Source organism: Pedobacter sp., assembly GCF_965227205.1.
Taxonomy (GTDB): Bacteria; Bacteroidota; Bacteroidia; order Sphingobacteriales; family Sphingobacteriaceae; genus Pedobacter.
In genome coordinates this window covers 1,517,678-1,543,649 of sequence record NZ_OZ245727.1, presented here as the reverse complement: position 1 = coordinate 1,543,649, position 25,972 = coordinate 1,517,678, and the positions used below count along the sequence as shown (strand labels likewise).

The following is a 25,972-nucleotide window of genomic DNA, read 5'->3' as shown; positions in this document are numbered from 1 at the left end:
TGATATTTTTATTCTTCCAGATAGTTTAAATCCTTGTTAAAGCTTTCCTTTAAATATAGTACAGAGACCATTGCAATTACCGTTACAATACCCATAACAATAAAACCAGCAGTTACAATATTAAATTGGTGCACGAAATATTCGAAGGTATAAGTAATTGGAATTAATGCACCACGAACAAAATTTGGCGCTGTTGTAGTTACAGTAGAGCGAATGTTTGTACCGAATTGTTCTGCCGCAATTGTCACAAAAGTAGCCCAGTAACCAACTGCAAAACCCATAAATAAGCATATTAGAATAAAGCTACTTTCCGTTAATTGAGTATTTGTTAGATAGATAATAACCGTTACCACTGACAAACTTTGAAAAATTAAAACAGTTTTTCTTCTCGATTTAAGTACCTGAGCCAAAAAACCACAAACAACATCGCCAATGGCGATACCAAAATAAGTGTACATAATGCCAGTGCCGGCATTCAGAACTTCTTTAGCACCTAAAGCTTTTCCAATTTCAGGCGATTGCGTAACCAAAATTCCTACAATAAACCATAACGGTAAACCCAGACAAATACAAGCCAGGTATTTTAGAAACCTTTTCCTGTCAGAAAAAAGCATAAAAAAATTACCTTTTGAGACTTCAGTTGCCTCCTCAGCTTTTTTGAACATGCCAGATTCGAATGTACCCACTCTTAAAAGTAAAAGCAACAAACCCATTCCACCACCTACAAAATAAGAAGTTTGCCAGGTGAAATGTTTACCAACTGTTGCTGCCGCTGCTGCGCCAAGCAATCCAATTCCGGCAACAACCATTGTTCCGTAACCACGCTTTTCTTTATCCATGGTTTCGGTAACGAGTGTAATTCCGGCACCAAGTTCGCCTGCTAAACCAATACCTGCAATAAAGCGTATAATTGCATAACTGTGAACATCGGTAACAAAGCCGTTTGCAATGTTTGCCAAAGAATACATCAGGATAGAGCCGAAAAGAACTTTTATCCGGCCAAATTTATCTCCTATAATCCCCCATAACAAACCGCCTAAAAGCAAACCAAACATTTGCATATTAATAACATACTCGCCATCGGTACGCATATGTTCGGGCGAAACGCCGATATCAGCAAAGCTTTTTAAGCGGACTACAGAAAAAAGTACAAGATCGTAAATATCTACAAAGTAGCCTAGTGCAGCTACAATTACTAAGAAAATAACATTACGGTTATTGGATGGTTTAGGCTCCATTTGTTTTATTTGGTTTATTCGCTGAAAGTACAAATAAGCGCAAATAAAAAAAAGATGTAAACGAAAAAAGCCCCGAATATTCGGGGCTCTTAATCCTCTACATAGGAGGCATTGTCTTTGTCGTATCAGGCGGCGTCGTTTTTTTCATTGTATCCGGTGGAGTGGTTGTTGTTTTCGTTGTATCCATCGGTGCCGTTGTTGTTGTCGAATCCGTCATTGTACTGTCAGTTGAGCCAGCCATATTTTTCGACGAATTGCATGCTGATGTTGCTACCATTATTGTAGCTGCAAAAGCAAGACTTAAGATTAATTTTTTCATTAGGGTTGAGTTTTAATTTTCTTGTTGAATGAAGCGATCATTTAGCTGATAGTTTCACTGTTTAATTGTTAACTATAAACCTAACAAGCTTCTAATCATTTAGTTTTATTTTAAATCAAATTTTGTTTATTCAATCGAACATCAGCCGTGAGTATTAATTTATCCTTCAAATGATTTATTTTATTTTCTAATGCACCTCAATTGACTAAAATATTACCTAAACATCATCTTTAAAACTTTAAAACCTGATAAAACTTTCTGATATTAGTAAATATGATTATTTCTCAAAACACCCTTAAATGGGTAATGCGCCTTTATCCACCATTATTTTTTCAGCGCATTTGGGTTCAGAAATTTGATAATGATTTTAAAAGCTGTACAGTAAAACTGAGTAAGAGTTTTCTGAACAAAAATTACAATGGCTCTATTTTTGGAGGTACAATTTATGCTGCTACCGATCCTTTTTATGCATTACTTTTCGACCAGCTTATGCAACGCAGAGGAATGAAAGTTAGGGTTTGGCTTAAAAGCGCATCGATACAATACTTAAAACCAGGACGTTCTAATCTATATTTTACGATTAACGTTACCGAAGAAATGATTGCTGAAGCTGAACAGGCTTTAAAAACCGTTGGTAAGTTTGTAAAAGCTTATCCGATGGAAATTACAAATAAACAGGGCGAACTTTGCGCTACTGTAATGAACGAAGTTTACATCAGAAACCTGCATCAAGGCGAAGAGCCGAGAGTTGCTTATTAATCTATCCCATTATGCCGAGTATTAAAAGTTTGATTTTGCAGGGCGAAGGTGTTACACTTGATTTCAAAAAAACAATTACCAATACCGGAAAAATTGCTAAAAGCCTGGTTGCTTTTGCTAATAATAAGGGCGGGAAATTACTAATCGGCGTAGCCGATGATGGTACAATTAAAGGTGTAAAATCAGAAGAAGAAGAAAAATATATGATTTTAACTGCTGCACACCAATTTTGTAAACCTGCTATCGAACCGAATTTCGAAGAAATTTATGTTGATGATAAGCTGGTATTGGTTGCGAACATACCAGAAAGCGATACAAAACCTCATTACGCTTTAGATGATGATAAAAAATGGTGGGCTTATATTCGCATTGACGATAAAAGTGTATTAGCAAGCAAAATAATTGTAGACGTTTTAAAAAATGACCATAAAGATAGTGGTGTGCTTATTTCTTATTCTGATAACGAAAAGAAATTACTGGAGTTTTTAAGCGATAACGATAAAATCACTTTAAAGGAATACAGCAAATTGCTACGATGTTCTTATCGTAAAGCACAAAAAATAATTGTAAATCTCATCCTTGCAAATGTTATAAAATCAAACACTACCGAAAAGGAAGAGTTTTTTACAGCGGTTTAATCAAGTTAAAGTTAACTTTCAATTAACCGTCTTTTATGAGGTTTAAAAAACCGACCTTTGCAAACTTATGTTTTCAAAAATCTATACCAAATACAAACCTTACTACAAAGAAAATCTTCACCTGGCTTTGCCAATTGTTGGCTCTCAAGTTGGCCATACCCTAGTGCACATGGCAGATAGCGTGATTGTTGGCCATTTTACAGATACCACTCAGCTTGCAGCAGTATCATTAGTAAACAGCATTTTCATTTTAATTATGGTAATCGGTTTAGGTATATCTTATGGATTAACACCATTGATTGCACAAGAAAACGGTCGCCAGAATTATGAAGAATGTGGCAAGCTATTATCTAATAGTTTAATTATTAATATTCTGGTTGGTATTTTCCTTTACTGCCTGGTTCATTTTGGAGTTTTGTTGGTTATAGATAACTTGGGTCAAACTCCGGCGGTAGTGCAATATGCAAAGCCTTATCTTGGCTTGCTTTCTGTATCGATTATTCCGTTGCTAATTTTTCAAACCTTTAAGCAATTTGCCGAAGGATTGGGTTTTACAAAACAAGCCATGTTTGTATCGATTTGGGGTAATGCTTTAAACATAATTTTAGGAATCATTTTCGTAAAAGGAATGTTTGGAATCAAATCGATGGGTGTAAGTGGTGTTGGATTGAGTACGCTAATTGATAGACTTTTGATGGCAACCGTAATGGCAATTTACGTTTTAAGGTCGAAGCATTTCAAAAAGTATCTGGTTAGTTTTAAAGCCACTTTTATTGATAAACTTAGAGCAACTAAAATAATTAAAATTGGTGCACCTGTTGCTTTGCAATATTCTTTTGAAATCAGCGCATTTAGTGGTGCAGCTGTGCTAATTGGAACAATTGGAGCTGTTGAACAGGCTGCACATCAAATTGCCATAAGCTTAGCCGCAATGACTTATATGATTGCAAGTGGAATCGCATCAGCTGCAACAATTAAAACCGGCAATAATTTCGGTAAAAATAACTTTGATGATTTAAGAATGTCGGCCATTGCAAGTTACCATGTAATTTTATTGTTTATGAGCTGTACCGCAATTATATTCATCTTGGCAAATAGCGTAATGCCGTTTATCTATACTGAAGATTTAAGCGTGGTAAGTATTGCTGCTCAACTCTTAATTATTGCAGGCTTTTTTCAACTGTTTGATGGAACACAGGTTGTGGGTTTAGGTGTTTTAAGAGGAATTGGTGATGTAAACATCCCAACATTTATCACATTTTTAGCTTATTGGGTTGTTGGTATTCCGATTGGATATGTTTTAGGCTTTAAGTTTAACTTAGGTGTTTACGGAATATGGTACGGATTAACTTTTGGATTATTAACTGCTTCTATCCTACTGTTTTTTAGATTTCAAAATAAAACCAAAGCATTGAAATTAAAAACAGATACAGTTATCTAAATCAATTTTATTTACCGCCAACGTTAACAACAACGCCAATTGTAAATATCGAGTTTCCGGCCGACATGTATTTACGGTTTTTTAAGCCAATATTACTGCTTGTTGTGTACTGCAATTGAATGGTTTTGTTTAACGCCATTCTGGTAAAGAAAATAGGCTCAAAGAAAATGTTATCCTCCTTAGGTTGAACAACATTGTTGATAAAAAACCTATCCATAGTAATATGACTTATTCTCAATGCAGTTCCGTAATTTATTGGAAAGTTGGTACCAAATAATCTTAAATTATTTTTCTTTTTCGAACTGTAGTTAACCTGTAGAAAAGCTTTTCTATAGTCTACTTCCTGCACTTCGTTATTTACTAAAATATCGTTACTGTAATCTCTAAAGGTAATATCGCTCCAACCCTTCCCTACACCGGCATATACTTCGATAATTCTATTATTGTCTGGACCGAAAGTATCAAAGTAACCTCCGCCAATTTCAACTAGCTTATGGCCGAAATCTTTACTTTTCCTTTCATTATTCATTGTAGATGCGCTGAAAAGTACGCCAACATGATTAGAAACTGCGTAAGCACCATTTATGCTTGCGTTTCCTTTTAAAGAGATATGTCCGCCACCACTAAACTCACCTTGCTGACTAAGCATTGGTGTATTTGGAACGTTTGGCATGTAAACTGAAGAACAACTTGCTGCAAAAAGCGCTAAAACCGGAATCGTAAAACGTAAGTATTTAATCATAGATGTTTAATAAACAGAATTTCTTGACAAAAATTGTGCTAGAGTTTCATTTTCATAAAATCCATCACTCTTTTAAATTCATCATGTAAACCGGCTTTTAAATGAATTTGCTCTTTAGTAATTGGATGCGTAAAACTCAATTCTGATGCATGCAAAAGCATGGTAGTCATATTCCATTGCTCCAAAAAGAATTTATTCTGCTTATTACAACCGTGTGTTCTGTCACCAATAATTGGGTGTAATATATGACTGAAATGTCTTCTCAACTGATGCATTCTTCCTGTTTTTGGTGTAGCTTCAACTAAAGAATATCTTGAAGTTGCATGTTTACCAAAAGGTACATTAACTTCAGCTTTCTGTAAGGTGATAAATGATGTGAAAGCATCTTGCATCGTTCCGTTTTCTTTTGCCAAAGGATAATCAATATCCATTTTATCCGGAGCAAACCCACGTAGGATAGAAAGATATTTTTTAGTTGTCTCCGTATTCATAAATTGCTGATGCATAGCAATTTCAGATTCCTTATCAAAAGCAAAAAGTAAGATTCCACTTGTCTTTCTATCCAGCCTATGTACCGGACTAACATGTTTGCCAATTTGGTCGCGAAGCATTTGTAAAGCAAATTCGGTAGCATCTCTTGCAATAGATGATTGATGCACTAATAAGCCGTGTGGTTTGTTAATGGCAATTAAATTTTCATCCTGATAGATTATTTCCAGCATGCCGCGAAGATAAGGATATTGTTAGGTAAACAAATCAAAAGCTAAACGATAGGTATTACAATGCGCATCAACAATATCTTTAATATCGGCAGAGTAACCTCCTCCCATACTAATCTGTACAGGTAAATTTCTGTTCTTGCAAGCATGGAGCACTAAATTATCTCGTTCCTTACAAGCGGCTTTACTTAGGGAAAGCTTGCCAAGTTTATCTGTTGCAAGCACATCAACACCTGATAGATAAAAAACAAAATCTGGCTTTGACCTATCGAACGCTTTAATCAAATTGGCTTTTAGTAGAGATAAATATTCATCATCCTGAACACCATCATTCAAGGCAACATCTAAGTTTGATACTTCCTTTCTGAAAGGAAAATTTTTATCACCATGCATAGAAAATGTGAATACCCTTGATTCATTTTGGAAGATTTCTGCAGTTCCATTACCTTGATGCACATCTAAATCAATGATTAATATACGGTTAGCTAAATTATTATTTAGTAAATAGTTAGCTGAAATTGCTTGGTCGTTCAGCAAGCAAAAACCTTCACCCCAATTACTGCCCGAATGATGTGTACCACCGGCAACATTAAAAGCAACACCATTATTAATTGCGAATTGAGTGCCATCAATCGTACCCTGCGTAATCCTGAGTTCACGCTCTACTAATTGTGCATTTAAAGGAAAGCCTATCCTTCTTTGTTCTTTAGCGGGAAGCGTTAAATCTCTAAGTTGCTCCCAATAATGTTTATCATGGGTTAGTAATACATTTTCCTCTCTTACTAATTCCGGTTGAAAAATGTTTTCATTTGAAATTGTGCCCTCATGCAGTAATTGCTCAGGGATTAATTCATATTTAAGCATTGGAAAACGATGCCCTTCTGGTAAAGGATGCGCATAAAGCGGATGCCATGCAATCTTAATCATTAACCCAAAATTTCTTCAACATGTTTTTCAATGTTATTACAAATCTGGTCTACAGGCAAGTCATTTGCATCTTCTCCAAATGGGTCTTCTATTTCTTCAGCTATTAGCTCCAAACTTGCTAATACATAGAGGATAAAAGGAACAATTAACACTAAATAATAACCCAAACTAAAAACCCAACCAATAGGAATTGTAAGCACATAAACGAAAATAAATTTCTTTAAAAAGATACTATACGAAAATGGTATTGGAGTGTTTTTTATCCGTTCGCAGCCACCACAAATATCTGTGAATTGATTTACATCATTCGTTAACACAATTAATTGCTCTTGAGAAATTAATCCTTTCGCTAATAAATCATAGAGTCTGGAAATCATGCTGCTTGCGATTTGATTAGGTATATGTTTCGTATCCTCAACTTCTATCAAAAAGCTGTTCTTTCCAAAGTATTTTTTCTCGCGAAGATGCTCTTTTAGCGCAAAAGCATATTTCGGAATGCCATATTCAAAAAACCTTGTATCCTCATCCGGTAACCTTAAAGCTTTAATTTTCATTGCAAAATTCCTGCTTACGTTGGTTAAAGAACCTAAAAGCTTGCGTCCATCCCACCATCTATCGTACGATGTATTGGTGCGGAAAACCAGTAACATGGAGATAACAAAGCCTAGTAAGCTATGCATCATACCAATATTGCTAACATAATCGCTTTTCGACAGCTGAAAAACATTCAACTCAAGAAATGCTACTAATGCGGAAAAAATAGAAACGCTAATCATTAGTGGCCATAACTTCCGAAAAGTGTCAGCTTTATGAATATGAAAGATGAACGTAAACCAGTCTTTTGGATTGTAATTAATCATGTCGCCTATTTTAAAATGTTTTTTGTTACCTGTAACAATGCCTGACCAGTTAAATAAATATCCTCAAAAGAATTATAAAGCGGAATTGGACTTAACCGAATAACGTTAGGTTCTCGCCAGTCTCCAAGAATGCCATGCGCAACCAATCCGTCAAAAATTTCTTTTCCCTTCTCTAAAGCAATTATAGAAAGTTGCGCCCCTCTAGCTTTTGGGTATTTTGGAGTGATAATTTTAAATTGTTCAATATTAATTTCTTTATTAACTTGATTTATAATATATTCTAAATAACCAGTTAAACTAATACTTTTATTTCGTAATGGCTCAATGTAGCCTGCTTTATCGAAAATTTGAAGCGAGGCATGATAGATTGCCATTGGCATTACTTGCGTACAGCTAACTTGCCATCCGTCTGCGCCAGCCTCTGGAATAAATCCTTTTTCCATTTTAAAGCGTTTATTTTCCTGGTAACCCCACCATCCTGCGAAACGGTTTAATTCAGTATTGTTAAAATGTTTCTCATGAACAAATATTCCGCTAATCCCACCCGGACCAGAATTTTGATATTTGTAAGAACACCAGCATGCAAAATCTACATCCCAATCGTGCAGTTTTAGCGGCACATTACCTGCGGCATGAGCTAAATCCCAACCAACCATAACACCAACCTCATGCCCTGCTTTGGTGATGGCTTCCATGTCATACCATTGACCAGTGTAGTAATTTATACCGCCAAAAAGAACCAAAGCGATATCACTGCCGTTTTCTTTTATTTTAGCGATGATATCTTCCGTTCGTAAGATTTCTTCACCATCACGAGGAAAAACCTCTATAATCGCTTCTTTAGGGTCAAATCCATGAAACCTCACTTGACTCTCTATCGCATATTGATCTGAAGGAAAAGCGCCACCTTCCATTATAATTTTAAAACGTTTGCCTTTCGGTTGGTAGAAACTCACCATCAATAAATGAAGGTTGACTGTTAAGGTATTCATTGGGCAAACTTCTATCGGAGAAGCACCCACAATTGGAGCCATCAGTTTTTTTAATTCCTTATGGTAAAACATCCAAGGTTCATCACCATCAAACCAACCCTCTACAGCGTAATTAGACCAATTATCCAATTGATTATTTAAAACCTGTTTTACCGCTTTAGGTTGCAATCCTAAAGAGTTGCCGCACAGGTATATAAAATCATTTTCTTTATGCTTTGGGAATAAAAATTCAGACCTAAAATCTTTCAAGATATCTGCAGCATCCTGATGCCTTGCAAATGCTAAATTGTTTTCGAAATTCATTGCTTCAATAATACAAAAAAAGCAGGCATTGTTTCCAATCCTGCTTCCTTCGATTTTAAATATTTTCTAAAATTTAATTGTGTCGTGTTTTCCTAAATCCGGACTATCTCCCGTCACCACTGCTTTCAACATGCTAAAGAGCACAACAATCTTTGATGATGAAGCATCCCAATATTCTGCTTCCTCTGGTGTAACCTTAATCAAAATCAATCTTGGGTCTTCAATCCCATCAGGAAACCAGGCTTTAACAAATGGATTAAAATAAGCTTCTTTTCTAACTTTATCATCCACCAGTTCGGCTTTCCCTTTAACAGTTAAATAAGTATTTTTAGATGGGTCGCTATAAGCCAAAAGCACATTATTATCCTTTGAAACTTCTTTTGATTTTAAAGAATATTCATTTGTGAAGAACCAAATGCTACCATCCTCCTCAATCTTTGCTGTTCCCATCGGACGACTACCAAATTCGTTATCATCAGAAAATGTTGTAAACATGCAAGTTCTCACACTTTCTGCCATTTCTTTTAGTATCGCTATATTTTTTTCGTTTTTCATAACTTCTAGATATTTTTTTAATGAAAAACAGAATTTAGCTCAAAAGGTTTGTATTATACTTTATTTGGTTTGCTTACGTATTTATTGCCAGCCACAAAAAAGCGCCATGGTAATAGTGCATGCTCCTGAGCGTAGGCAATCCCAACTCTTGGAGAAGCAATAATTTCGGATTTTTTATAATTAATTTGATGATCTTCAATCCAGATTTCATCGCCAGTTAAATCTTTAGCATTAAAAGACCTGTCAATACCCAAAGCTTTTGCAGCAGAACCTGGTCCCGATGAAATTGCTGATTTAGAGCGCAACATATTTCTTCTTTCCTCTATTATTTCAATCCCGATTAAAGGTTCAATGGCCCTAATTAAAATAGCATGAGGCTCATCTTTTACAGAGCTTACCACATTAAACAGATTATGCATTCCGTAACATAGGTAAACATAAGCTACACCGCCCTCACTGTACATAGTTTCTGTTCGGTTTGTGCGCCTACCTTCGTAAGCATGCGATGCTTTATCTTTAACACCAAAATATGCTTCAGTTTCTACGATAACACCTGCTGTTATCTCATTATCAATTTTTGTATAAAGCACCTTACCAAGCAAATCCTGCGCTAATAAAACTGCATCTTGATTAAGAAAATATTCTTGCTTAAGCTTCAAATTATATAATGTTTTACTTTAATAATGATGATATAACTTGTTGTAAATAAATTTTATCCGTTTCATCAAAGTGATTTAAGTATTCACTATCAACATCTAAAACACCAATTACTTCACCATCTTTTATCAATGGCAATACAATTTCTGATTTTGAAGCTGATGCACAAGCAATATGTCCCGGAAACTCATCTACATCTGGTACAATTAATGTTTCAGCTTGTTCCCAGGATGCCCCACAAACACCTTTCCCCTTTTTGATTCTTGTACAAGCTACAGGACCTTGAAATGGACCTAACACCAACTCATCATTTTTTACCAGATAAAAACCTACCCAAAACCAGTTAAATTGCTCTTTTAACGCTGCTGCAGTATTTGCCATGTTGGCTACAAAATCAGTTTCACCAGAAAGCAATGCTTCAATCTGCGGTATTAATGATTTGTATTGCTCAGCTTTCGCAATGCTTCTATCAATTGTTAAATCTTCTGCCATAATTAAACAAAGTTAATCATGAATTAGCTGATTATTAGATTTCATTTTGATAATGACAAAAAATTGAAAAGATGATTAACGTAATTTGATTAGTTTTGACAGAATTACCCAATTAAAATGGTTGTAACCTTAACAATAACTAAGTTTCGAAAACGTACGATACCTTTTGCATTTTTAGGAATGGCTATTTTGCGCTTGCCATTGTGGTTAAATAAAAAGTGTCGGTTCTATAAACTCATGGGTAGCGGAAAGAATGCCCAAGTTGATTTAGCGCCAGATTTTAAACACTGGGCAATACTTACAACTTGGAATAATGAAACTGATTGTGATGAATTTTACAACAACTCTTTCCCTTTAAAGTGGTTTCGTATGTTTGGAATTGAAGAATTCACAATATTACTCAAACCATTATCATCACATGGCTTATGGTCGGGCAAACAACCATTTATAGTTGGTGATAAAACTGAAAACCCAAATACAAGAGTAGCTGTAATTACACGAGCAGCAATCCGTTTTAATAAATTAACAGAGTTTAGGAGCAACATTAAAAGAGCTGCTGAAGAAATGCGCAAAGCAGATGGCTTTATTCTTTCTGCTGGTGTTGGTGAAAATCCATTTTTTGACCAGGCTACATTTTCGGTTTGGGAGAGCTTAGAAAGCATGAAAAATTACGCCTACAAATCTGTAGACCATTCTGATGTTATTAAACTTACCAGAGAGCGCAAATGGTATTCTGAAGAGTTATTTGCTCGCTTTGAAATCATAAAATCTACTGGAAGCTTAAACGGACAATCCTTATAATAATAAATCAAAGAAAAATCATATAAATATCCATGAGAGTAATAGCAGAACTTCCACATCCTGAATGTAAAATATCCATCTTTTCTATGAATCAAAAATACATTGTAAAATTTGAACAAGGCACTTTTGAACAAAGCTATAAACTTGCTGAGTTAGACCTAAGTGGGGGCGGCGTTAATGATGTGTTTGAAATATTGGATGAAGAGTTTATTGCAACCGTAATTGAGCGTTTTAAAATCATGCGCAGCGATTTCGGATTAGCTTATAAAAGACATCAATATTAACTCATAACTAACTGATTTACAGTTGTAAAATTATCTAAACAAAATTTTATTTCGATTTTAAAGCTTATATTGATTTCAAAAATACATTATATCTAATAAAATTATTTAAATAAAAAAACTTAAGTAACTGATAAATAATAACATAAATACATTGAAAGAATTATATTCTGATAATTGATTTAGCCAAATAAATGATAAGTTTGGTATAATTTGTTGAATTTGAGAGGGGCAACTCCCACCCTTGTTTTAAAGGAGGGATTGGGGCAATGTAATTAACTTAAGAAAAGCAGTTGTCCTTTAGATTTGCAATGGTCTAAAATGATTGAATTGATTTATATTTAACAAGTTACCTAAATCGGTAGCGGCTCATTAAGCGTTGTCAAGGTTAGATACCTATAGACTGATATAATCCGCTACCGATTTTCCCTTAGTGACCAGATAACAATTAGGGCATTACCCATTATTAAGGACTTGGATCGATGGGGTAAAACTTAGGTAGTTGCTACAAATTTAAAGAATAAATAATATGATTAATACAAATTTCTTTATTGGGATTGATGTATCAAAGCCCTACTTTGATGCTTCTTTAATGACTGTTATCAGTCATGTAAAACAAGCTATCCAAAGCGCACGGTTTGAGAATACAGCTTCTGGGATAAAGACATTTGAGAAATGGCTTAAATTTCATAAGGTCACCTTTAATCCAGACACTCTGGTGGTGATTGAAAATACAGGGATCTATCACCGGCTAATCTGGTCATTCTGCAGTAACAAACACGTACCAATTCATATTGGTAATGCAGCCCATATTAAATGGAGTTTTGGGATAGCTAGAGGAAAGAATGATAAGATAGATAGTGTCCGTTTATGCAAGTATGCCTTTAAGGAATCTGATACATTAAAGGCCACAGAAGCCTTAGATCCACAGTTATTGCATTTAAAAGATTTCATATCTGCCAGAACAAAATTACTCAAGCAGGCTACAGGACTTAGCGTTTCAATTAAAGAGCTAGGTAATGTAAATGAAAAATCACATCAGAAACTAATTGAGAAAGCACTTAAATCTGCTATTGATGGAATAGCAAAATCGATTAAAAATATTGAAGAACAAATCCGCAAAATTATTAAAGAAAACAGCGCCTTTCAACGAAACTATAACCTGTTGACCGGTATACCAGGGATCGGACATGTCACCGCGGTTTACCTGATTGGTTGTACAGCGAATTTTGCCAGCAACCCAAGTGGAAAGCAATTGGCATGCTATGCAGGAGTCGCTCCGTTCGAGCACTCGAGCGGGATTAGTGTAAAAGGTAAAACCAGGGTACATAGGATGGCAAACAAAGACCTTAAAAAACTACTACATCTATGCGCATTATCAGTTATCCAACATAATATGGAATTCAAGAACTACTACCAAAGGAAAAAGGATGAAGGTAAGCATAGCATGAGTATACTTAATGCAGTGAGAAATAAAATAACGCTAAGAATAGCAGCTGTAATTAAAACACAACAACCTTATAAAAGCAATTATAATATAGCAGCCTAATTTGCAAAAGTCATAACAATCAGTCTGAGCCTGTCGAAGACCTTTTTTATAATCAAAAAAAACATTTGTCCTTCGATTAGTTGTCCCGAAACTTCGGGAAGCTCATGATGACAATATTTTTTATTTTCTCTTTGAGTTAATAACATGGGAGATTGGGGTGGTTTTTGCATTTAATACCTTGTTCAACCATTTTGCTAATTGGCACCTTTCCACAGAAAGAAAAAGCAAAGCAACCACATAGCCAATTCTGCTGCTTCGAATTAATAGAGATAGCTTAAATGGTTATCTTCATTAATGGTAACAATTTCAACATTTATAAAATCTAAAGCATAAACTCCTATCCTAGCATTCAAAAACCTTTTAAACGCAAAAAGGTCCTGATGTAAATCAGGACCTTTTTATTTTTACTCGCGAAATTATTATTTTCCAGAGTTTTTCTTGTCAGTTACTTCTGCACGGATTTCTTGTGCTAAAACTTTAAGATCTTGCATTGCTTTACGCACACGAGTACCAGCAGCTGCATTGCCAGCATTATAAAATTTTTCTACATCTGCTTCGATTGCAGCAACAGCAGCTTTAACTTTTGAGAATTTTTCCATCGCTAATTGATGTTTTTAAGGTTTAAAAAATTTATTTTGTCAATAATACATATTTACCTCGAATTAACAAGAGAATGCAAATATTAATTTGAAAGAAGTTTTGCACATTATGAAAAGCCCCAACATGCCCCTACTATATAATTAGGGTATATTTTTACTTTTTCCATCTAAAAATCATTCAAACTTTAGTTCATTTGTTTCGATAATTTTATCAAATTCTCAAAGGTTTCGTTGGCACTGTTTACGGTTTTTTCGTAGTCAGCTTCTTTAACTGTATTGTTTAATACAAAAACAAAGGTTTTCCAATTAGCACCCAATTCATCACCGTAAACACCGTAATAATTTAAACCTTCTTCCTTACCTGTAAAGTTGTTATTAGCCAGTATATGCTTCTTAATAACGTTTCCACCTAGTGTAGCACCTTCCAGTACATATAGTGCACCAAGAACTTCAGCATTATTTTTCTCTGGTACAAATAATTCAAAATTCAGTGCTGGTAAACTTAAAGCATCAATTTCCCAATAAGATAAATCCTTTTCAAGCGATTCAAGCTTTAAACGATTTTTCATTTGAAGCTGCTCTGCTATTTCGTTATCAAGCATATTGGCTAATTTATTCTCTAACTTTTGGTGAATAATGTAATTTATAGTAAGCAGCTTTTTATAATCATCAACGCTTAGCGTATTATTCATAATATCGTTAACAAACATTAACGATTCAAGCTGTTGGTGTTTCTCTGCGGTTTGAGTTCTCAATAAATTGGCAATCATAGAAATTATATAAAATTAAAAATGTGATTAAAAAGAAAAGATTCGGCAGTAAACCGAATCTTTAAAATATTGTGTGTAGAAATTAATTTAAGCGTAGATGCTGGTTAAACCAAAAATCATGCACAGAATGCACACATTGTACCAAATTATCGTACCCGTTTGGCTTTGTTAGATATGCATTAGCACCAAATTCTATTGATGCCTTCACGTCTTCCGGGTTATCAGAAGTTGAAAACAAAATAACCGGTACTGATTTTAAATAAGGAATATCGCGTATAAACTTAAGTAAATCCAAACCTGATAGTCCAGGCAGATTTAAATCCAATAATATTAATTTTGGTTTTGTTCTGGTATCGGCAAAGTTCTGAAGCTTTTGTAAAGCCTCTGTACCATCCTCTACAATTGTTAAATTTAAGGTGTCCTTTACCTCTTGAACGGCACTTTGCATAAAAAATGCATAGTCCATATCGTCTTCCACGTAAAATATATCGGGCGTTTTCATTTTCTTAGTTTTTAAAAGCTACGTAAAAAGTAGAACCTTCGTTCAGTTTACTATCAAACCAAACTCTTCCATTATGTTTTTCAACAACTCTCTTTACAATAGCTAACCCCACTCCTGTTCCATCTATTTCTTTAACATTGTCCATGCGCTTAAAAAGCTCAAAAACCCTGTCGTAATACCTGTTATCAATTCCTATACCATTATCTTTAATTGTATAGATTATTTCATCCGCATCCACATAAGAAGATACTTCTATTTTAGGCTTTTGTATCGTTGATGAATACTTAACGGCATTACTTATTAAATTAGTAAATACTTGAGCAATCATCGTCTTATCTCCTTTTAAATCTGCTAATTGCCCTAAAATTAGTTCGGCACTGTCTGCTTTATATGCAGCCCATACTTCAGTTGTTATCTCCCTTAACAAAGATTCCATATTAACTGTTTCAAAATTAATATCCGAACGACCAACTCTCGCTAAATTTAAAATTTCTTTTATTAGAAAATTCATCTTATCAGCGCCGCTTAAAATACGGTCAATCATCTTTCTGCCACTCTCGTCAATGCTTTTGTTTTTTAATAATAACTCGGCATATGTTTTTACTGAAGTTAATGGCGTTCTTAAATCATGAGAAACAGTATAACTAAAGGTATCCAACTCTTCGTATGCTGCCTGAAGCTTTTCATTTAACTGCCTGATTTCGTTAGCTTTTTTATTTACATCAGTGATAATAATTTCACGTATGCGAAGTACCGAAGCAATTTCTTCTGCAAGCCACTTTTCTGAAGTGTTGTTTACAACCTGCGACCACTTTTCAAAAGATTTTCTTGGTGATAAGCTAAGTATTCCATCTTCTGAAGGATTTACTGGCTTCTCCGGATTTCCGGCCCAATGCACTGTAGTAATTTGCTCTGGTTTAAACCAGATAATCAATTCATTTAGTTCCTTGCTTAAAGTACAAGCTAAAACTCCGGAACCTATATTTTTATATTTTTTTGCAGGATGAAAAATTTCTGATAACCGATGCGTATAGTAAACAGACTCTTCATTAACTTTTTGCAACCATTCAGAAAGTTCCCAGATGTCATCATCAGCCGGAACGTTACCTAAAGTTTTAAGCGTATTTTCAAAAATTATGGCTACTCCGGTTGCCTTTGTAACATCGAGAATGGTTCTTTTATGTCCGGTTACGGCCTCAATCAGATATTTATCTCTCGCTAGATGCTCAGTAAGTACAGACGCTGTATTCTTAAATTGTTCTATGATTTCAGAATCCTCTTCACCTTGGCGATATTCCAATGCAGAAGAAAGAATCTGACCAATTAATTTAGAACCTTCTCTCGCTTTATAATCAATAAACTTAGCACTATAGTTATGGCAGGCAATTAATCCCCAAAGTTCTCCTTTTGAAATTAATGAAATACTGAAACTCGAGTGCACACCCATATTTTTTAAGTATTGAATGTGAATTGGAGAAACTGCCCTCAAACCACCATTTGTTAAATCTAATGGCTTTTCTTCCTCAAAAGTAATGATTGGAGCATCCTCCGTATTTACATCGGCAATTAAGCGGGTTAAATTAAGCTTATATAATTCTCGGGCTTGTTTTGGTATATCTGATGCAGGATAATGTAAACCAAAAAAAGGTTCCAAATTAGGTTCCATCTCTTCAGCAACTACTTCACCATGTCCATCTTCCTGAAATTTATAAATCATTACCCTATCATAATTGATAAGCTTTTTAACTTCAATGGCAGCACCCTTTAATAAACTGGAAACCGTTTTACCTTGCAACATTGCAGAAGCCGAACGACCAATTAAACTTTGAATATCGTATTGTAAAGTAAGCGGTTCAAATTCTAATAACCAATCGTTTACAGATGATGAAATGATAAGATAATATGGTTTGCCATCAATTTCTGTAGGGTGCGGACTTATCGCATCAAAACTCTTTCTAATAATTCCGAGCTTTAGTAAATCTTCTACGTTAAACTCCGGGTCGTTTTGAGTAATGAAATTATTAAGCACATTAAGTGATTTATCGAGCAGGTTTTTAGCTGGTTCGCCTAAAAAACTTTCAGCGTTTTCACTTATGTATGATATTTTGAAATTTACCTTATTAACAGCAATAAGAAAGCCATGAGATTGGACCTTTCCAGGAATGTGAATTGGCTCTTTATCACAGTTGGTTAAATCTACAGAGAATTTATTCATATAAGGATTTGTATTGCAAAAGTATTAGATTTTCTGAATTATCAAATTCTTTACACTTAATTACAGCGAAATTATTCAATTCAGTTTTGCGGTTTATTTTTTATTATATATTTGTTGAAATTTAAAAATTCATCCCGTTGGCAAAAAAAAACATTCTGGTTGTTGAAGATAACCATGCTATTTTAGATGTTATTACTCTTATTCTCGAAAGTGAAGCTTTTAATGTTGATGGCTTAAACAAAGGCGCCGACTTTATCGATCATGTAACAGAATTTAAACCTGATGTAATTATCATGGATATTATGCTTCCGGATATTGATGGAAGGGTTTTGCTTAAAGAACTTAAAGAAACTGCCAATACAAGTCATATTCCTGTGTTAATGATTTCTGCCAGATATAATTCTGGAAATTATATGTTGGATGATATCGCGGCTGATGATTTTATGGCTAAACCATTTAATATTGATGAGCTTATGGATAAAATCTATGCTTTGCTTAAAAAAGCAGACGCTTGAGCCCTTATTCAATCATTCAAAATTCAATCACTCAATAATTCAATCATTTAATAATTAGATATCCTAGTCCGTCATTCCAGGTAATTTTAAACCACCACTTTTTAAGTTTTGCATCAGTTCCTTTTGGAAAGATAATTTCGTATCTGTAAATCCGTGAGCTTTTACCCAAACATTCAAAGCCACTTTATATCCTCCATCCTCCAGAGTGGAAACACCAATTCTTCGTTTAGGTGTATCTAAGCATTCTGTAAATTCATCAACAGTTTTGTTAAAAATTTCTTCAACTTTGTTGAAGTCTATTCCGTAGTTAAACTTCATTTCAATATCTAAACGCCTGCTGCCTTGTCTGCTGATATTAATAATAACTTCGTTAGATAGTTTCCCATTTGGAATAACGACCGAGCGATTATCAAAAGTCGTTACGATTGTATAAAAAATCTGAATTGAAGTTACAGTGCCTTCCTGCCCCTGCGCCAAAATATTATCACCAACAACAAATGGCTTTAATAACAAAATAAGCACACCACTAGCAAAATTTTGTAACGTTCCGGATAAAGCTAAACCTGCGGCCACACCAATACCACCAATCAACACCGTTAAAAATGTTAACTGCAAACCAATAATCTGCATTACAGTTAGTATCAGTAATATTCTTAAGGCAATGAGTATTAAGCTGGTAAGAAAAGGTCTTAACGAGGGATTTACACCTTTTTTGGTCATGCCACTTCTTAACCATCTGCCTAAAAGTTTAATAAGCCATAAGCCTAATAGTAAAATGGCTATACCTAGTAGAACTTCGGGGCCTTTATCAATTACCCAGTTTGTTGCTTTATTATAAAACTTATCTATGGTACCAGCATCTAAATTCATAAAATTCGTGATTGCGCTTTTTTAACTACGGTTTTTTATGTTTTGTTGAAGACTCTTTCTCCACATTTACTTTCTTAGCATCTTTAGCTGATGTTACCTTTTCATCAGCACCTTTTGCTTTTGAGGTTTTTGGCGCAGTAGCCTTGCTGCTTTCGGCCGAGGTTTTAGAATTTTTCATAAAAATATTTTTATAATAGAATTAAACTTTTAACCAGGCTATTGCCTCATCAACTTCATCAGGTTTAAATCCTTTCGAACTTCCGGGTGTAGCAACGGTAAATATATCTGTAAACCATTCCACTCCTTTTTCGTGACTAACAACAGCAATTTTCTTCCACTTTGTGAAATTTACCAAGCCTGCTTTAGCATCCTGAACCCAAGCGCCGGCTGTAAAATTTTTAACATCGGTTTCTAAAACCAATAAATAACGTATTTCATCAAACTTTTCTGCCGTTCTTTCTAATCCAGGTAGTAGGACGTTCTTTAAATCGTTACTATCAACCTCGCCTGTGGCTCTAACACCAAAAATATTGTCGGGTAAGCCAGTAATTTCTGTTAACATAAATTTCGCTTTCTATTAAGAACAACCTTTTAAAGAAGATGTTTGAAGATTGCACAAATTCTAAAAAGTTGTGAAACAGATAAAACACTTATCTGATTGATACTGTTATAGATTCAAATTTCGAAACAATTAAAATTAACCCTATGAAAAACAATGTATTAAAATGGCCGACAGCTATTGTTGCGCTAGCCATCACAATATCAGCGTGTAGTAATGATGCAAAAAATTCTAACACTGCCGATTCTACTCTGTCAGATTCTTCTACCACATCTACACTTAAGCCTGCCGGTCCACCACCAGAATGGGGAAAAACGATAAAACCAGAAATACAGGCCGTTATCGAGAAATTGGTAAGTTATGGTGATAAACCTCTTGAGACTTTAAGTGCTGTTGATGCCCGTAAAAACCATACACCAACTGATGCAGTTATGGATTTGGTTGCTGCCAATAAAATTGAAGTACCTGCGCCAAAAGTAGATACTGTTGGAAAAGACATTGATGCAAACGGTGCAAAAATCCATGTAAGAATATATACACCTAAAGAAGCAAAAGGACCTTATCCGGTTATTGTTTACTACCATGGCGGAGGTTTTGTAATTGCAAATTTAGATGTTTACAATGCTTCGGCTCAGGGTTTGGCAGAACAGGTTAATGCTGTTGTTGTTTCTGTTGCTTATAGATTAGCTCCTGAAAATAAGTTCCCAACTGCACATAATGATGCATTTGCTGCTTACGAATGGGTAGTTAAAAATGCCGCAAGTTTAAAAGGAGACCCGGCTAAAATTGCTGTAGTTGGTGAAAGCGCTGGTGGTAATCTGGCTGCAAACGTTTCTATAATGGCTCGCGATAAAAAAATCATGGTTCCGGTTCATCAGGTTTTGGTTTACCCAATTGCACAAGCAAACATGGAAACTGAATCGTACAAAATGTATGCAGAAGCTAAACCTTTAAATAAGGCAATGATGACCTGGTTTACCGAGAAGTATCTCAATACTATGGTTGAAGCACAAAATCCTAAAATTTCATTAGTTAATGCAAAACTGCAAGGTTTACCTCCAACTACAATCATCACTGCAGAAATTGATCCGCTTCATGATGACGGTACAATGCTAGCTAATAAATTATCCGCCGCAGGCGTTAAAGTAAATAGTAGAAATTATGAGGGCGTTACCCATGAGTTTTTCGGAATGGCATTGGTTGTTCCCGAAGCTAAAGAAGCCCAGGCTTATGCTGCTGAACAATTAAAAGCAGCGTTTAAATAAGAAAAAAGGGTTTAGCATTTGAATTGCTAAACCCTTTTTTGATTATCTTAATTTAAGCTCCCTTTTTCGAACTCAAACTTTGCATTAACTGATCGTACAAATCATCGCTGCTTGATTTTTGAGGTTTCATCTTCTTAACCGTAGCACGTTTTCCTTTAGCTTTAGCCTTTATAATTTTTAAAAGTTCGTTATGGTATTCATCTTTAAATGAGCTTAAATCAAACTTGCTTGAGTATTGTTTAATTAAAGCTAAGCCAACATCCATTTCTTTCTTGGTGATTTTCACATCATCTACCTTAGTTACTTCAGATAAACTTCTGATTTCTTGCTCAAACCGAATTTTTGTAATTACAATAACACCATCCATCGGATGGATTACACAGAGATTTTCATTATTTCGCAGTACAAATCTTGCAACGCCGGCCTTACCCGATTTTTCTAACGCTTTCAGCAATAAAGCATAAGCTTTCTTGCCTTGTTTTTCCGGTTCGGTATAATACGATGTTTCGTAATAAATAGGATTTATTTCTTTTATATCAACAAAATTCTCCAGTTCAATAATTTTCGTTTTCTCTGGAGCAGCCTCTTCAAAATCGTGCTTTTCTAGGATGATATATTTATCTTTTAGGAAATGTCCTTTCACAATTTTCTCGAATGGAACTTCTTTGTGCGTATTTTCATTAACACGCATATATTTAATTTTAGCATGATCTCGTTCATCAAGCATATCTAAATCCAGGTTACTGCTTTGTACACCCGAAAATAACTTTACTGGAATGTTTACCAATCCAAAGCCAATTGAACCTTTCCAAATCGATCTCATATCTTTTTCTTTTAGCTATTAACAAGACATTATTTCATATTGTTTTTATATAGAAATGTCAAATTACTCACAAAGCAAACTATTTCAGATTACTCATGTTATCAGAGTATCTATTCCTTTGAAATATGAAAATTGCGTATATATCAACCTATCCACCACGCGAATGCGGACTTGCTACATTTAACCAGAATTTGGTTAATGCACTAACTCTAAATTCTACTTACGAAGCCGACAAAAGTTTTATAGTTGCCATGAACGAATCTGATGATTTAAATGAACATCAGTATCCAGATGAAGTAAAGTTTGTAATTCGCCAGCAAAATCAACAAGATTATTTAGAAGCTGCAGCATTTATTAATAACAGCGAAGTTGATGCTTGTATAATAGAACATGAATTTGGCATTTTCGGTGGTAATAGTGGAGTATTCTTATTATCTCTGATAAACAATTTAAAGAAACCATTTATTACAGTTCTGCATACGGTTTTAAAAGAACCAAATTTTATGCAGCAAACCATAATTAAAGAAATTGCTGTTAAATCTTCTAAAATTGTGGTGATGAGCAAAAAAGCAGTTCTGTTTTTAACCAGTATTTATCAAATTCCATCTGCACAAATTCAGTTAATAGAACACGGTGTGCCAGATTTGGAACCATCTGAAGATAATGAATTATTGCAAAGCGATTTATTCAAAAACAGAAAGGTACTTTTCACTTTTGGTTTGATAAGCAGAAATAAAGGTTTAGAAACTGTTATCAAGGCTTTACCATCGATTGTAAAAAAACATCCTGAAGTCTTGTATGTAATACTTGGAAATACACATCCTGGTGTGGTTAAACATAACGGAGAAGAGTATCGCGATAGCTTAAAGGCATTAGCAAAAAAGTTGGGCGTAGAAAACAATATTGCATTTGTAAACAAATTTGTATCAGAAACCGAACTTCATCAATACTTAACCGCTTGTTACTTATACATCACACCATATCTTAACGAAGCGCAGATTACTAGCGGAACGCTTTCTTACGCAGTTGGGGCTGGTGCAGCCGTAATTTCTACACCTTACTGGCATGCACAAGAATTGCTTGCCGAAAATAGAGGAAAATTATTCGACTTTAAAAATGATGAACAACTTGCTGAGATTGCAAATTCGCTTTTAGAAGACAAGGGCAAACATAAACAACTGAAAGATAATGCATATCAGTACGGCTTAAAATTAAGATGGCCGGAAATCGGAAATGTCTACATCAGCACTTTAGATGAAGCGATTAAAATGGTTAAAAAGCCTAAAAGAGCTATTCCTCCTATTATTGATGTTGACAGTATGCCTGCTTTAAACCTTAACCACGTTGCTTTGCTGACTGATGATACAGGTATTATTCAGCATGCGAAATTTGGTATTCCCAACTTAAAGGAAGGTTACTGTATTGATGATAACGCCAGAGCATTGATATTATCACTACTTGCATACGAGCAAGATAAAAATCAGAAAGCACTGAAGTTAATGCCAGTGTATTTAAGTTTCATTCAATACATGCAACGCGAAGATGGTAATTTTAGAAATTTCTTAAGCTTCAATAGAAATTATCTTGATGATGTGGGCTCTGAAGATTCTTTCGGACGAACCATTTGGTCGTTAGGTTATTTAATTTGTTCAGCACCCAACAACTCTTACCAGGAATTTGGCCGTGAGCTTTTCTCAAATTCTGTAAAACACTTTAAAGATTTAAAATACATCCGTTCAATTGCCAATACGATAATTGGAATTGGATATTATTTAAAAGCACATGATGGTGATGAATTATTGGTTAATGAAATCAATCGTTTATCTGCCACATTAATTAAAGCTTATCGTGCCAATAAAGATGGAGACTGGCATTGGTTTGAAGATATATTAACTTACGATAATGCAATTTTACCGCTAGCTTTATTAAGTCATTACGAGGTTACCGGAGATTTAGAATCTTTTGAAATCGCGATGGAATCAATTGAGTTTTTAAATAGCTTTTCTTTTGAGAATGGTTATCTAAATCCTGTTGGTAATGCAGGCTGGATGAAAAAACATGGTAAAAACCCAGTTTACGACCAGCAAGCGCTCGAAACAATGGCAATGGTGTTATTATATTACAAAGCCTTCGAGGTAACAAAGGATGATAAATACTTGAATTTAATGCACATCAGTTACGAATGGTTCTTAGGTAGAAACAGTTTGCATATTCCATTGTACGATTTTGAAACACATGGTTGTGCCGATGGATTGCAATTCAACAGCGTAAACAGAAATCAGGGAGCAGAAAGCACTTTAGCATATTTTGTATCACACTTAACAGTTTTAAAAGCTGCAGAAATCGAATTTCAAAGCCTATCCTCACCTTTGGTAAATACAGAGAAAATCTGTTAAAATATTTAATGTGGATGCAAAAAGCCGGATTCTAAAAAAATCCGGCTTTTTGTTTTTTTTAAAGTTTTTAATTCTACAAATATGCTCAAAGCTACTTATTTTAATGAGCCATGTCATCCTGAGCTTCCCTAAGTTTCGGGACAAGTAGTCGAAGGATAATATATTTTAAATTTACAAGGTCTTCGAAAAGCTCAGACTGACAGTAATTTAAAATTCTTTGATAGTATAATTGATTCTTAACGATGTCTGTAATCTGATTCTTTACGCTGTCATCCTGAGCTTGTCGAAGGACATTTTCTTTTGTATAGCGGTCTTCGACAAACTAAGACTGACAGTAATTTAAAATTCTTTGATAGTATAATTAATTATTAACGATATCTGTAATCTGATTATTTACGATGTCATCCTGAGCTTGTCGAAGGACAATATATTTTAAATTTACAAGGTCTTCGACAAGCTCAGACTGACAGTAATTTAAAATTCTTTGATAGTATAATTAATTATTAACGATATCTGTAATCTGATTATTTACGATGTCATCCTGAGCTTGTCGAAGGACAATATATTTTAAATTTACAAGGTCTTCGACAGGCTCAGACTGACAGCAACTTAAAATTCTAATCCTTAATATTTATCCTTCAGAATGATTGTCCATCAATTTATTCAAAAGCAACTCTAAATTAACAGTTGCAAATGATGAACTATAATCTGATAACCCGTAAGGAATAATCAATTCTCCATTGCTGATAATTGAACCACAAGAATAAACCACATTAGGTACGTAACCTTCACGCTCATCTCCATTTGGAATAATTAATGGCTCTTTTAAATGACCAATTTCTTTGCTTGGATCTTCCAAATCCAATAAACTTACACCTATGCAATACCTACGCATCGGACCAACACCATGTGTCATCAATATCCAGCCTTTATCAGTTTCAATCGGTGAACCACAGTTACCAATCTGCACCAAATCCCAATCGTACCTTGGTTGTTTTAATAAAATTGGATTTTCCCACACATTAATTTTATCCGAAAACATCAGATAATTATTCCAACCATCTATCCTACTCATCATTACATATTTTCCATTTATCTTTCTCGGAAACAATGCTAAATTCTTATTCTGAGCACCATCGCCATATAATGGAATTACTTTAAACTCATAAAAATCTTCGGTTTGCACCAGTTTAGGTATAATAAGTGAGCCATCAAACGCAGTATAAGTAGCATAATAACTTACTTTTCCATCATCTTTGATAAATTTAACAAACCTGGCATCTTCAATACCTTTGCGTTCAAATTCCGAAATCGGAAAAATAACCCTGTCCGATAAGTCGGTATCTTTAGAAAAACTGATGGTATGATAAGTATCAGAAAGCCATAAAACCTTATCATATTCTATTAAACGAGATGGATTTTCCTTGTGTAACGTTTTAGAATCTTTAATGATATTACTTAAACTTGTGTATTCAAATTTATCATCAAGCTTAGATTCCATTTCCTCTAATACTAATGGATCAATTTGTGCATACGCCGCCTTTTTAAGGAACATTTTTTTAACATAAATGGCATTCCTGATTACTTCAGCTTCATCAACATAATTACCTACTGGTAAAACAGATATGTTATTTTTAGCGTCAATTAAAGCTCTTCTAAAAACGATAGACGAAATGTGACCTTCGCCAACAGCTCTGAAACTAATAATAACACGTTTTTCACCTTCAACCAAATCGGTTTGATCTGGATCATCAATAATACTCGGATTAAAAAAGGCAGCAGACTCGATAGAATACTCATGTGTAAAGTAAGCACCGATGAGTAATTTGGTGTAAGGATGTAAATCTTCCAAATCAACATTTAATATGGTAAGCTGCTTTTTAAGCTTTTTACAATGCCTGTTTAAAATTTTAGTGATATTTCTATGTCGTTTTGAATATTCCTGCAAAATCGGTGAAACAAGAGAAAAGATTTTTTCATCAGAAAATTGCAAAACCTTTTTTATTACTTCCAATGCTCGTTCTTCTCCATTAAAGAAAAACCGGGCAATAACTCTTTTTGTATCAGGATTTACTTTTACTGATTTCCGTTCTATGTGTAATCTCATTTTGTATGTTTTTTGGAGATAAATGGTCTCTGTTTCCTCACCTTTTCTTTAACTTATTAGTAACTAATTTATGAGAAA

At 34.5% G+C, this 25,972-nt stretch carries 28 protein-coding genes; 9 read left to right on the top strand and 19 right to left on the bottom strand.

Translation table 11 applies throughout. The features are described from left to right. Positions 1-8 precede the first annotated feature (8 nt). On the bottom strand, positions 9-1,238 hold the full coding sequence (locus ACO05K_RS06645; protein WP_421943663.1) for an MFS transporter: 1,230 nt from the start codon (positions 1,236-1,238) through the stop codon (positions 9-11). A gap of 97 nt (positions 1,239-1,335) precedes the next feature. After that, complete coding sequence (locus ACO05K_RS06640) at positions 1,336-1,557, bottom strand: coproporphyrinogen III oxidase (RefSeq protein WP_421943662.1); 222 nt, start codon at positions 1,555-1,557, stop codon at positions 1,336-1,338. Between the two features lie 273 nt (positions 1,558-1,830). Here ACO05K_RS06640 and ACO05K_RS06635 point away from each other — a divergent pair, with 273 nt between their 5' ends. The 3 genes from ACO05K_RS06635 (at position 1,831) to ACO05K_RS06625 (ending at position 4,395) form a co-directional block, all read left to right on the top strand. Beyond that, complete coding sequence (locus ACO05K_RS06635; protein WP_421943661.1) at positions 1,831-2,316, top strand: PaaI family thioesterase; 486 nt, start codon at positions 1,831-1,833, stop codon at positions 2,314-2,316. 11 nt (positions 2,317-2,327) lie between these two features. Further along, a complete protein-coding gene (locus tag ACO05K_RS06630; protein ID WP_421943660.1) occupies positions 2,328-2,954 on the top strand; it encodes a helix-turn-helix domain-containing protein in 627 nt (208 codons plus the stop codon). Between the two features lie 67 nt (positions 2,955-3,021). Further along, entirely contained in the window at positions 3,022-4,395 is a 1,374-nt protein-coding gene (locus tag ACO05K_RS06625) for an MATE family efflux transporter (protein ID WP_421943659.1), read from the top strand. 7 nt (positions 4,396-4,402) lie between these two features. Here the strand turns inward: ACO05K_RS06625 and ACO05K_RS06620 are convergent, their stop codons facing one another. The 8 genes from ACO05K_RS06620 to ACO05K_RS06585 form a co-directional block, all read right to left on the bottom strand. Next, positions 4,403-5,137: a hypothetical protein gene (locus ACO05K_RS06620; protein WP_421943658.1), complete on the bottom strand. Its 735-nt coding sequence runs from the start codon at positions 5,135-5,137 to the stop codon at positions 4,403-4,405. Positions 5,138-5,175: 38 nt separating this feature from the next. Then, positions 5,176-5,859 (bottom strand): pseudouridine synthase, encoded by a 684-nt coding sequence (locus ACO05K_RS06615; protein ID WP_421943657.1) that lies wholly within the window; start codon positions 5,857-5,859, stop codon positions 5,176-5,178. A 21-nt stretch (positions 5,860-5,880) separates the two neighbouring features. After that, complete coding sequence (locus ACO05K_RS06610) at positions 5,881-6,783, bottom strand: histone deacetylase (protein WP_421943656.1); 903 nt, start codon at positions 6,781-6,783, stop codon at positions 5,881-5,883. Next, a complete protein-coding gene (locus ACO05K_RS06605) occupies positions 6,783-7,643 on the bottom strand; it encodes a bestrophin family protein (RefSeq protein WP_421943655.1) in 861 nt (286 codons plus the stop codon). Before ACO05K_RS06605 ends, ACO05K_RS06610 begins: the two co-directional genes overlap by 1 nt. Before the next feature lie 5 nt (positions 7,644-7,648). Further along, positions 7,649-8,938 carry a kynureninase gene (kynU, locus tag ACO05K_RS06600; RefSeq protein ID WP_421943654.1) on the bottom strand — a complete coding sequence of 430 codons (1,290 nt, stop codon included), beginning with the start codon at positions 8,936-8,938 and terminating at the stop codon, positions 7,649-7,651. 66 nt (positions 8,939-9,004) lie between these two features. Next, the gene (locus tag ACO05K_RS06595; protein WP_421943653.1) at positions 9,005-9,493 is read right to left on the bottom strand and encodes a pyridoxamine 5'-phosphate oxidase family protein; all 489 of its coding nucleotides are present in this window, start codon (positions 9,491-9,493) and stop codon (positions 9,005-9,007) included. A gap of 53 nt (positions 9,494-9,546) precedes the next feature. Further along, positions 9,547-10,152 (bottom strand): DNA-3-methyladenine glycosylase, encoded by a 606-nt coding sequence (locus ACO05K_RS06590; RefSeq protein WP_421943652.1) that lies wholly within the window; start codon positions 10,150-10,152, stop codon positions 9,547-9,549. Positions 10,153-10,165: 13 nt separating this feature from the next. Beyond that, a complete protein-coding gene (locus ACO05K_RS06585) occupies positions 10,166-10,642 on the bottom strand; it encodes a GAF domain-containing protein (protein ID WP_421943651.1) in 477 nt (158 codons plus the stop codon). Positions 10,643-10,879: 237 nt separating this feature from the next. On the opposite strand from ACO05K_RS06585, the gene ACO05K_RS06580 reads away from it, so the two are divergent. The 3 genes from ACO05K_RS06580 to ACO05K_RS06570 all read left to right on the top strand — a co-directional run bounded on the left by ACO05K_RS06580 (position 10,880) and on the right by ACO05K_RS06570 (position 13,273). After that, positions 10,880-11,443 carry a DUF3291 domain-containing protein gene (locus tag ACO05K_RS06580; RefSeq protein WP_421943650.1) on the top strand — a complete coding sequence of 188 codons (564 nt, stop codon included), beginning with the start codon at positions 10,880-10,882 and terminating at the stop codon, positions 11,441-11,443. A gap of 32 nt (positions 11,444-11,475) precedes the next feature. Then, entirely contained in the window at positions 11,476-11,727 is a 252-nt protein-coding gene (locus ACO05K_RS06575) for a hypothetical protein (protein WP_421943649.1), read from the top strand. A 526-nt stretch (positions 11,728-12,253) separates the two neighbouring features. Beyond that, positions 12,254-13,273, top strand: a complete 1,020-nt coding sequence (locus ACO05K_RS06570; protein WP_421942443.1) for an IS110 family transposase — start codon at positions 12,254-12,256, stop codon at positions 13,271-13,273. Between the two features lie 419 nt (positions 13,274-13,692). On the opposite strand, the gene ACO05K_RS06565 is transcribed toward ACO05K_RS06570, so the two are convergent. The 4 genes from ACO05K_RS06565 to ACO05K_RS06550 all read right to left on the bottom strand — a co-directional run bounded on the left by ACO05K_RS06565 (position 13,693) and on the right by ACO05K_RS06550 (position 17,359). Beyond that, entirely contained in the window at positions 13,693-13,872 is a 180-nt protein-coding gene (locus ACO05K_RS06565; protein WP_010602585.1) for a hypothetical protein, read from the bottom strand. A gap of 185 nt (positions 13,873-14,057) precedes the next feature. Beyond that, a complete protein-coding gene (locus ACO05K_RS06560; RefSeq protein ID WP_421943648.1) occupies positions 14,058-14,642 on the bottom strand; it encodes a biliverdin-producing heme oxygenase in 585 nt (194 codons plus the stop codon). Positions 14,643-14,724: 82 nt separating this feature from the next. Further along, the gene (locus tag ACO05K_RS06555; RefSeq protein WP_421943647.1) at positions 14,725-15,144 is read right to left on the bottom strand and encodes a response regulator; all 420 of its coding nucleotides are present in this window, start codon (positions 15,142-15,144) and stop codon (positions 14,725-14,727) included. A 4-nt stretch (positions 15,145-15,148) separates the two neighbouring features. Beyond that, complete coding sequence (locus tag ACO05K_RS06550) at positions 15,149-17,359, bottom strand: ATP-binding protein (protein WP_421943646.1); 2,211 nt, start codon at positions 17,357-17,359, stop codon at positions 15,149-15,151. Positions 17,360-17,496: 137 nt separating this feature from the next. On the opposite strand from ACO05K_RS06550, the gene ACO05K_RS06545 reads away from it, so the two are divergent. Beyond that, positions 17,497-17,874, top strand: a complete 378-nt coding sequence (locus tag ACO05K_RS06545) for a response regulator transcription factor (protein WP_421943645.1) — start codon at positions 17,497-17,499, stop codon at positions 17,872-17,874. 63 nt (positions 17,875-17,937) lie between these two features. On the opposite strand, the gene ACO05K_RS06540 is transcribed toward ACO05K_RS06545, so the two are convergent. The 3 genes from ACO05K_RS06540 to ACO05K_RS06530 are packed head-to-tail and all read right to left on the bottom strand — an operon-like array spanning position 17,938 to position 19,306. Beyond that, on the bottom strand, positions 17,938-18,744 hold the full coding sequence (locus ACO05K_RS06540; protein WP_421943644.1) for a mechanosensitive ion channel family protein: 807 nt from the start codon (positions 18,742-18,744) through the stop codon (positions 17,938-17,940). A gap of 25 nt (positions 18,745-18,769) precedes the next feature. Continuing rightward, positions 18,770-18,922, bottom strand: coding sequence for a hypothetical protein (locus tag ACO05K_RS06535; RefSeq protein ID WP_421943643.1), 153 nt, complete (start codon positions 18,920-18,922; stop codon positions 18,770-18,772). Positions 18,923-18,943: 21 nt separating this feature from the next. Continuing rightward, complete coding sequence (locus ACO05K_RS06530; RefSeq protein WP_421943642.1) at positions 18,944-19,306, bottom strand: STAS/SEC14 domain-containing protein; 363 nt, start codon at positions 19,304-19,306, stop codon at positions 18,944-18,946. Between the two features lie 143 nt (positions 19,307-19,449). Between ACO05K_RS06530 and ACO05K_RS06525 the strand changes: the two genes are divergently transcribed. Beyond that, positions 19,450-20,568: an alpha/beta hydrolase gene (locus ACO05K_RS06525; RefSeq protein ID WP_421943641.1), complete on the top strand. Its 1,119-nt coding sequence runs from the start codon at positions 19,450-19,452 to the stop codon at positions 20,566-20,568. A gap of 52 nt (positions 20,569-20,620) precedes the next feature. On the opposite strand, the gene ACO05K_RS06520 is transcribed toward ACO05K_RS06525, so the two are convergent. Further along, on the bottom strand, positions 20,621-21,391 hold the full coding sequence (locus tag ACO05K_RS06520; RefSeq protein WP_421943640.1) for a Ku protein: 771 nt from the start codon (positions 21,389-21,391) through the stop codon (positions 20,621-20,623). Positions 21,392-21,516: 125 nt separating this feature from the next. Here ACO05K_RS06520 and ACO05K_RS06515 point away from each other — a divergent pair, with 125 nt between their 5' ends. Then, positions 21,517-23,787, top strand: a complete 2,271-nt coding sequence (locus tag ACO05K_RS06515) for a glycosyltransferase (protein ID WP_421943639.1) — start codon at positions 21,517-21,519, stop codon at positions 23,785-23,787. A 631-nt stretch (positions 23,788-24,418) separates the two neighbouring features. Here ACO05K_RS06515 and ACO05K_RS06510 read toward each other — a convergent pair. Next, the gene (locus ACO05K_RS06510) at positions 24,419-25,894 is read right to left on the bottom strand and encodes a glycoside hydrolase family 130 protein (protein ID WP_421943638.1); all 1,476 of its coding nucleotides are present in this window, start codon (positions 25,892-25,894) and stop codon (positions 24,419-24,421) included. Positions 25,895-25,972: the final 78 nt, after the last annotated feature.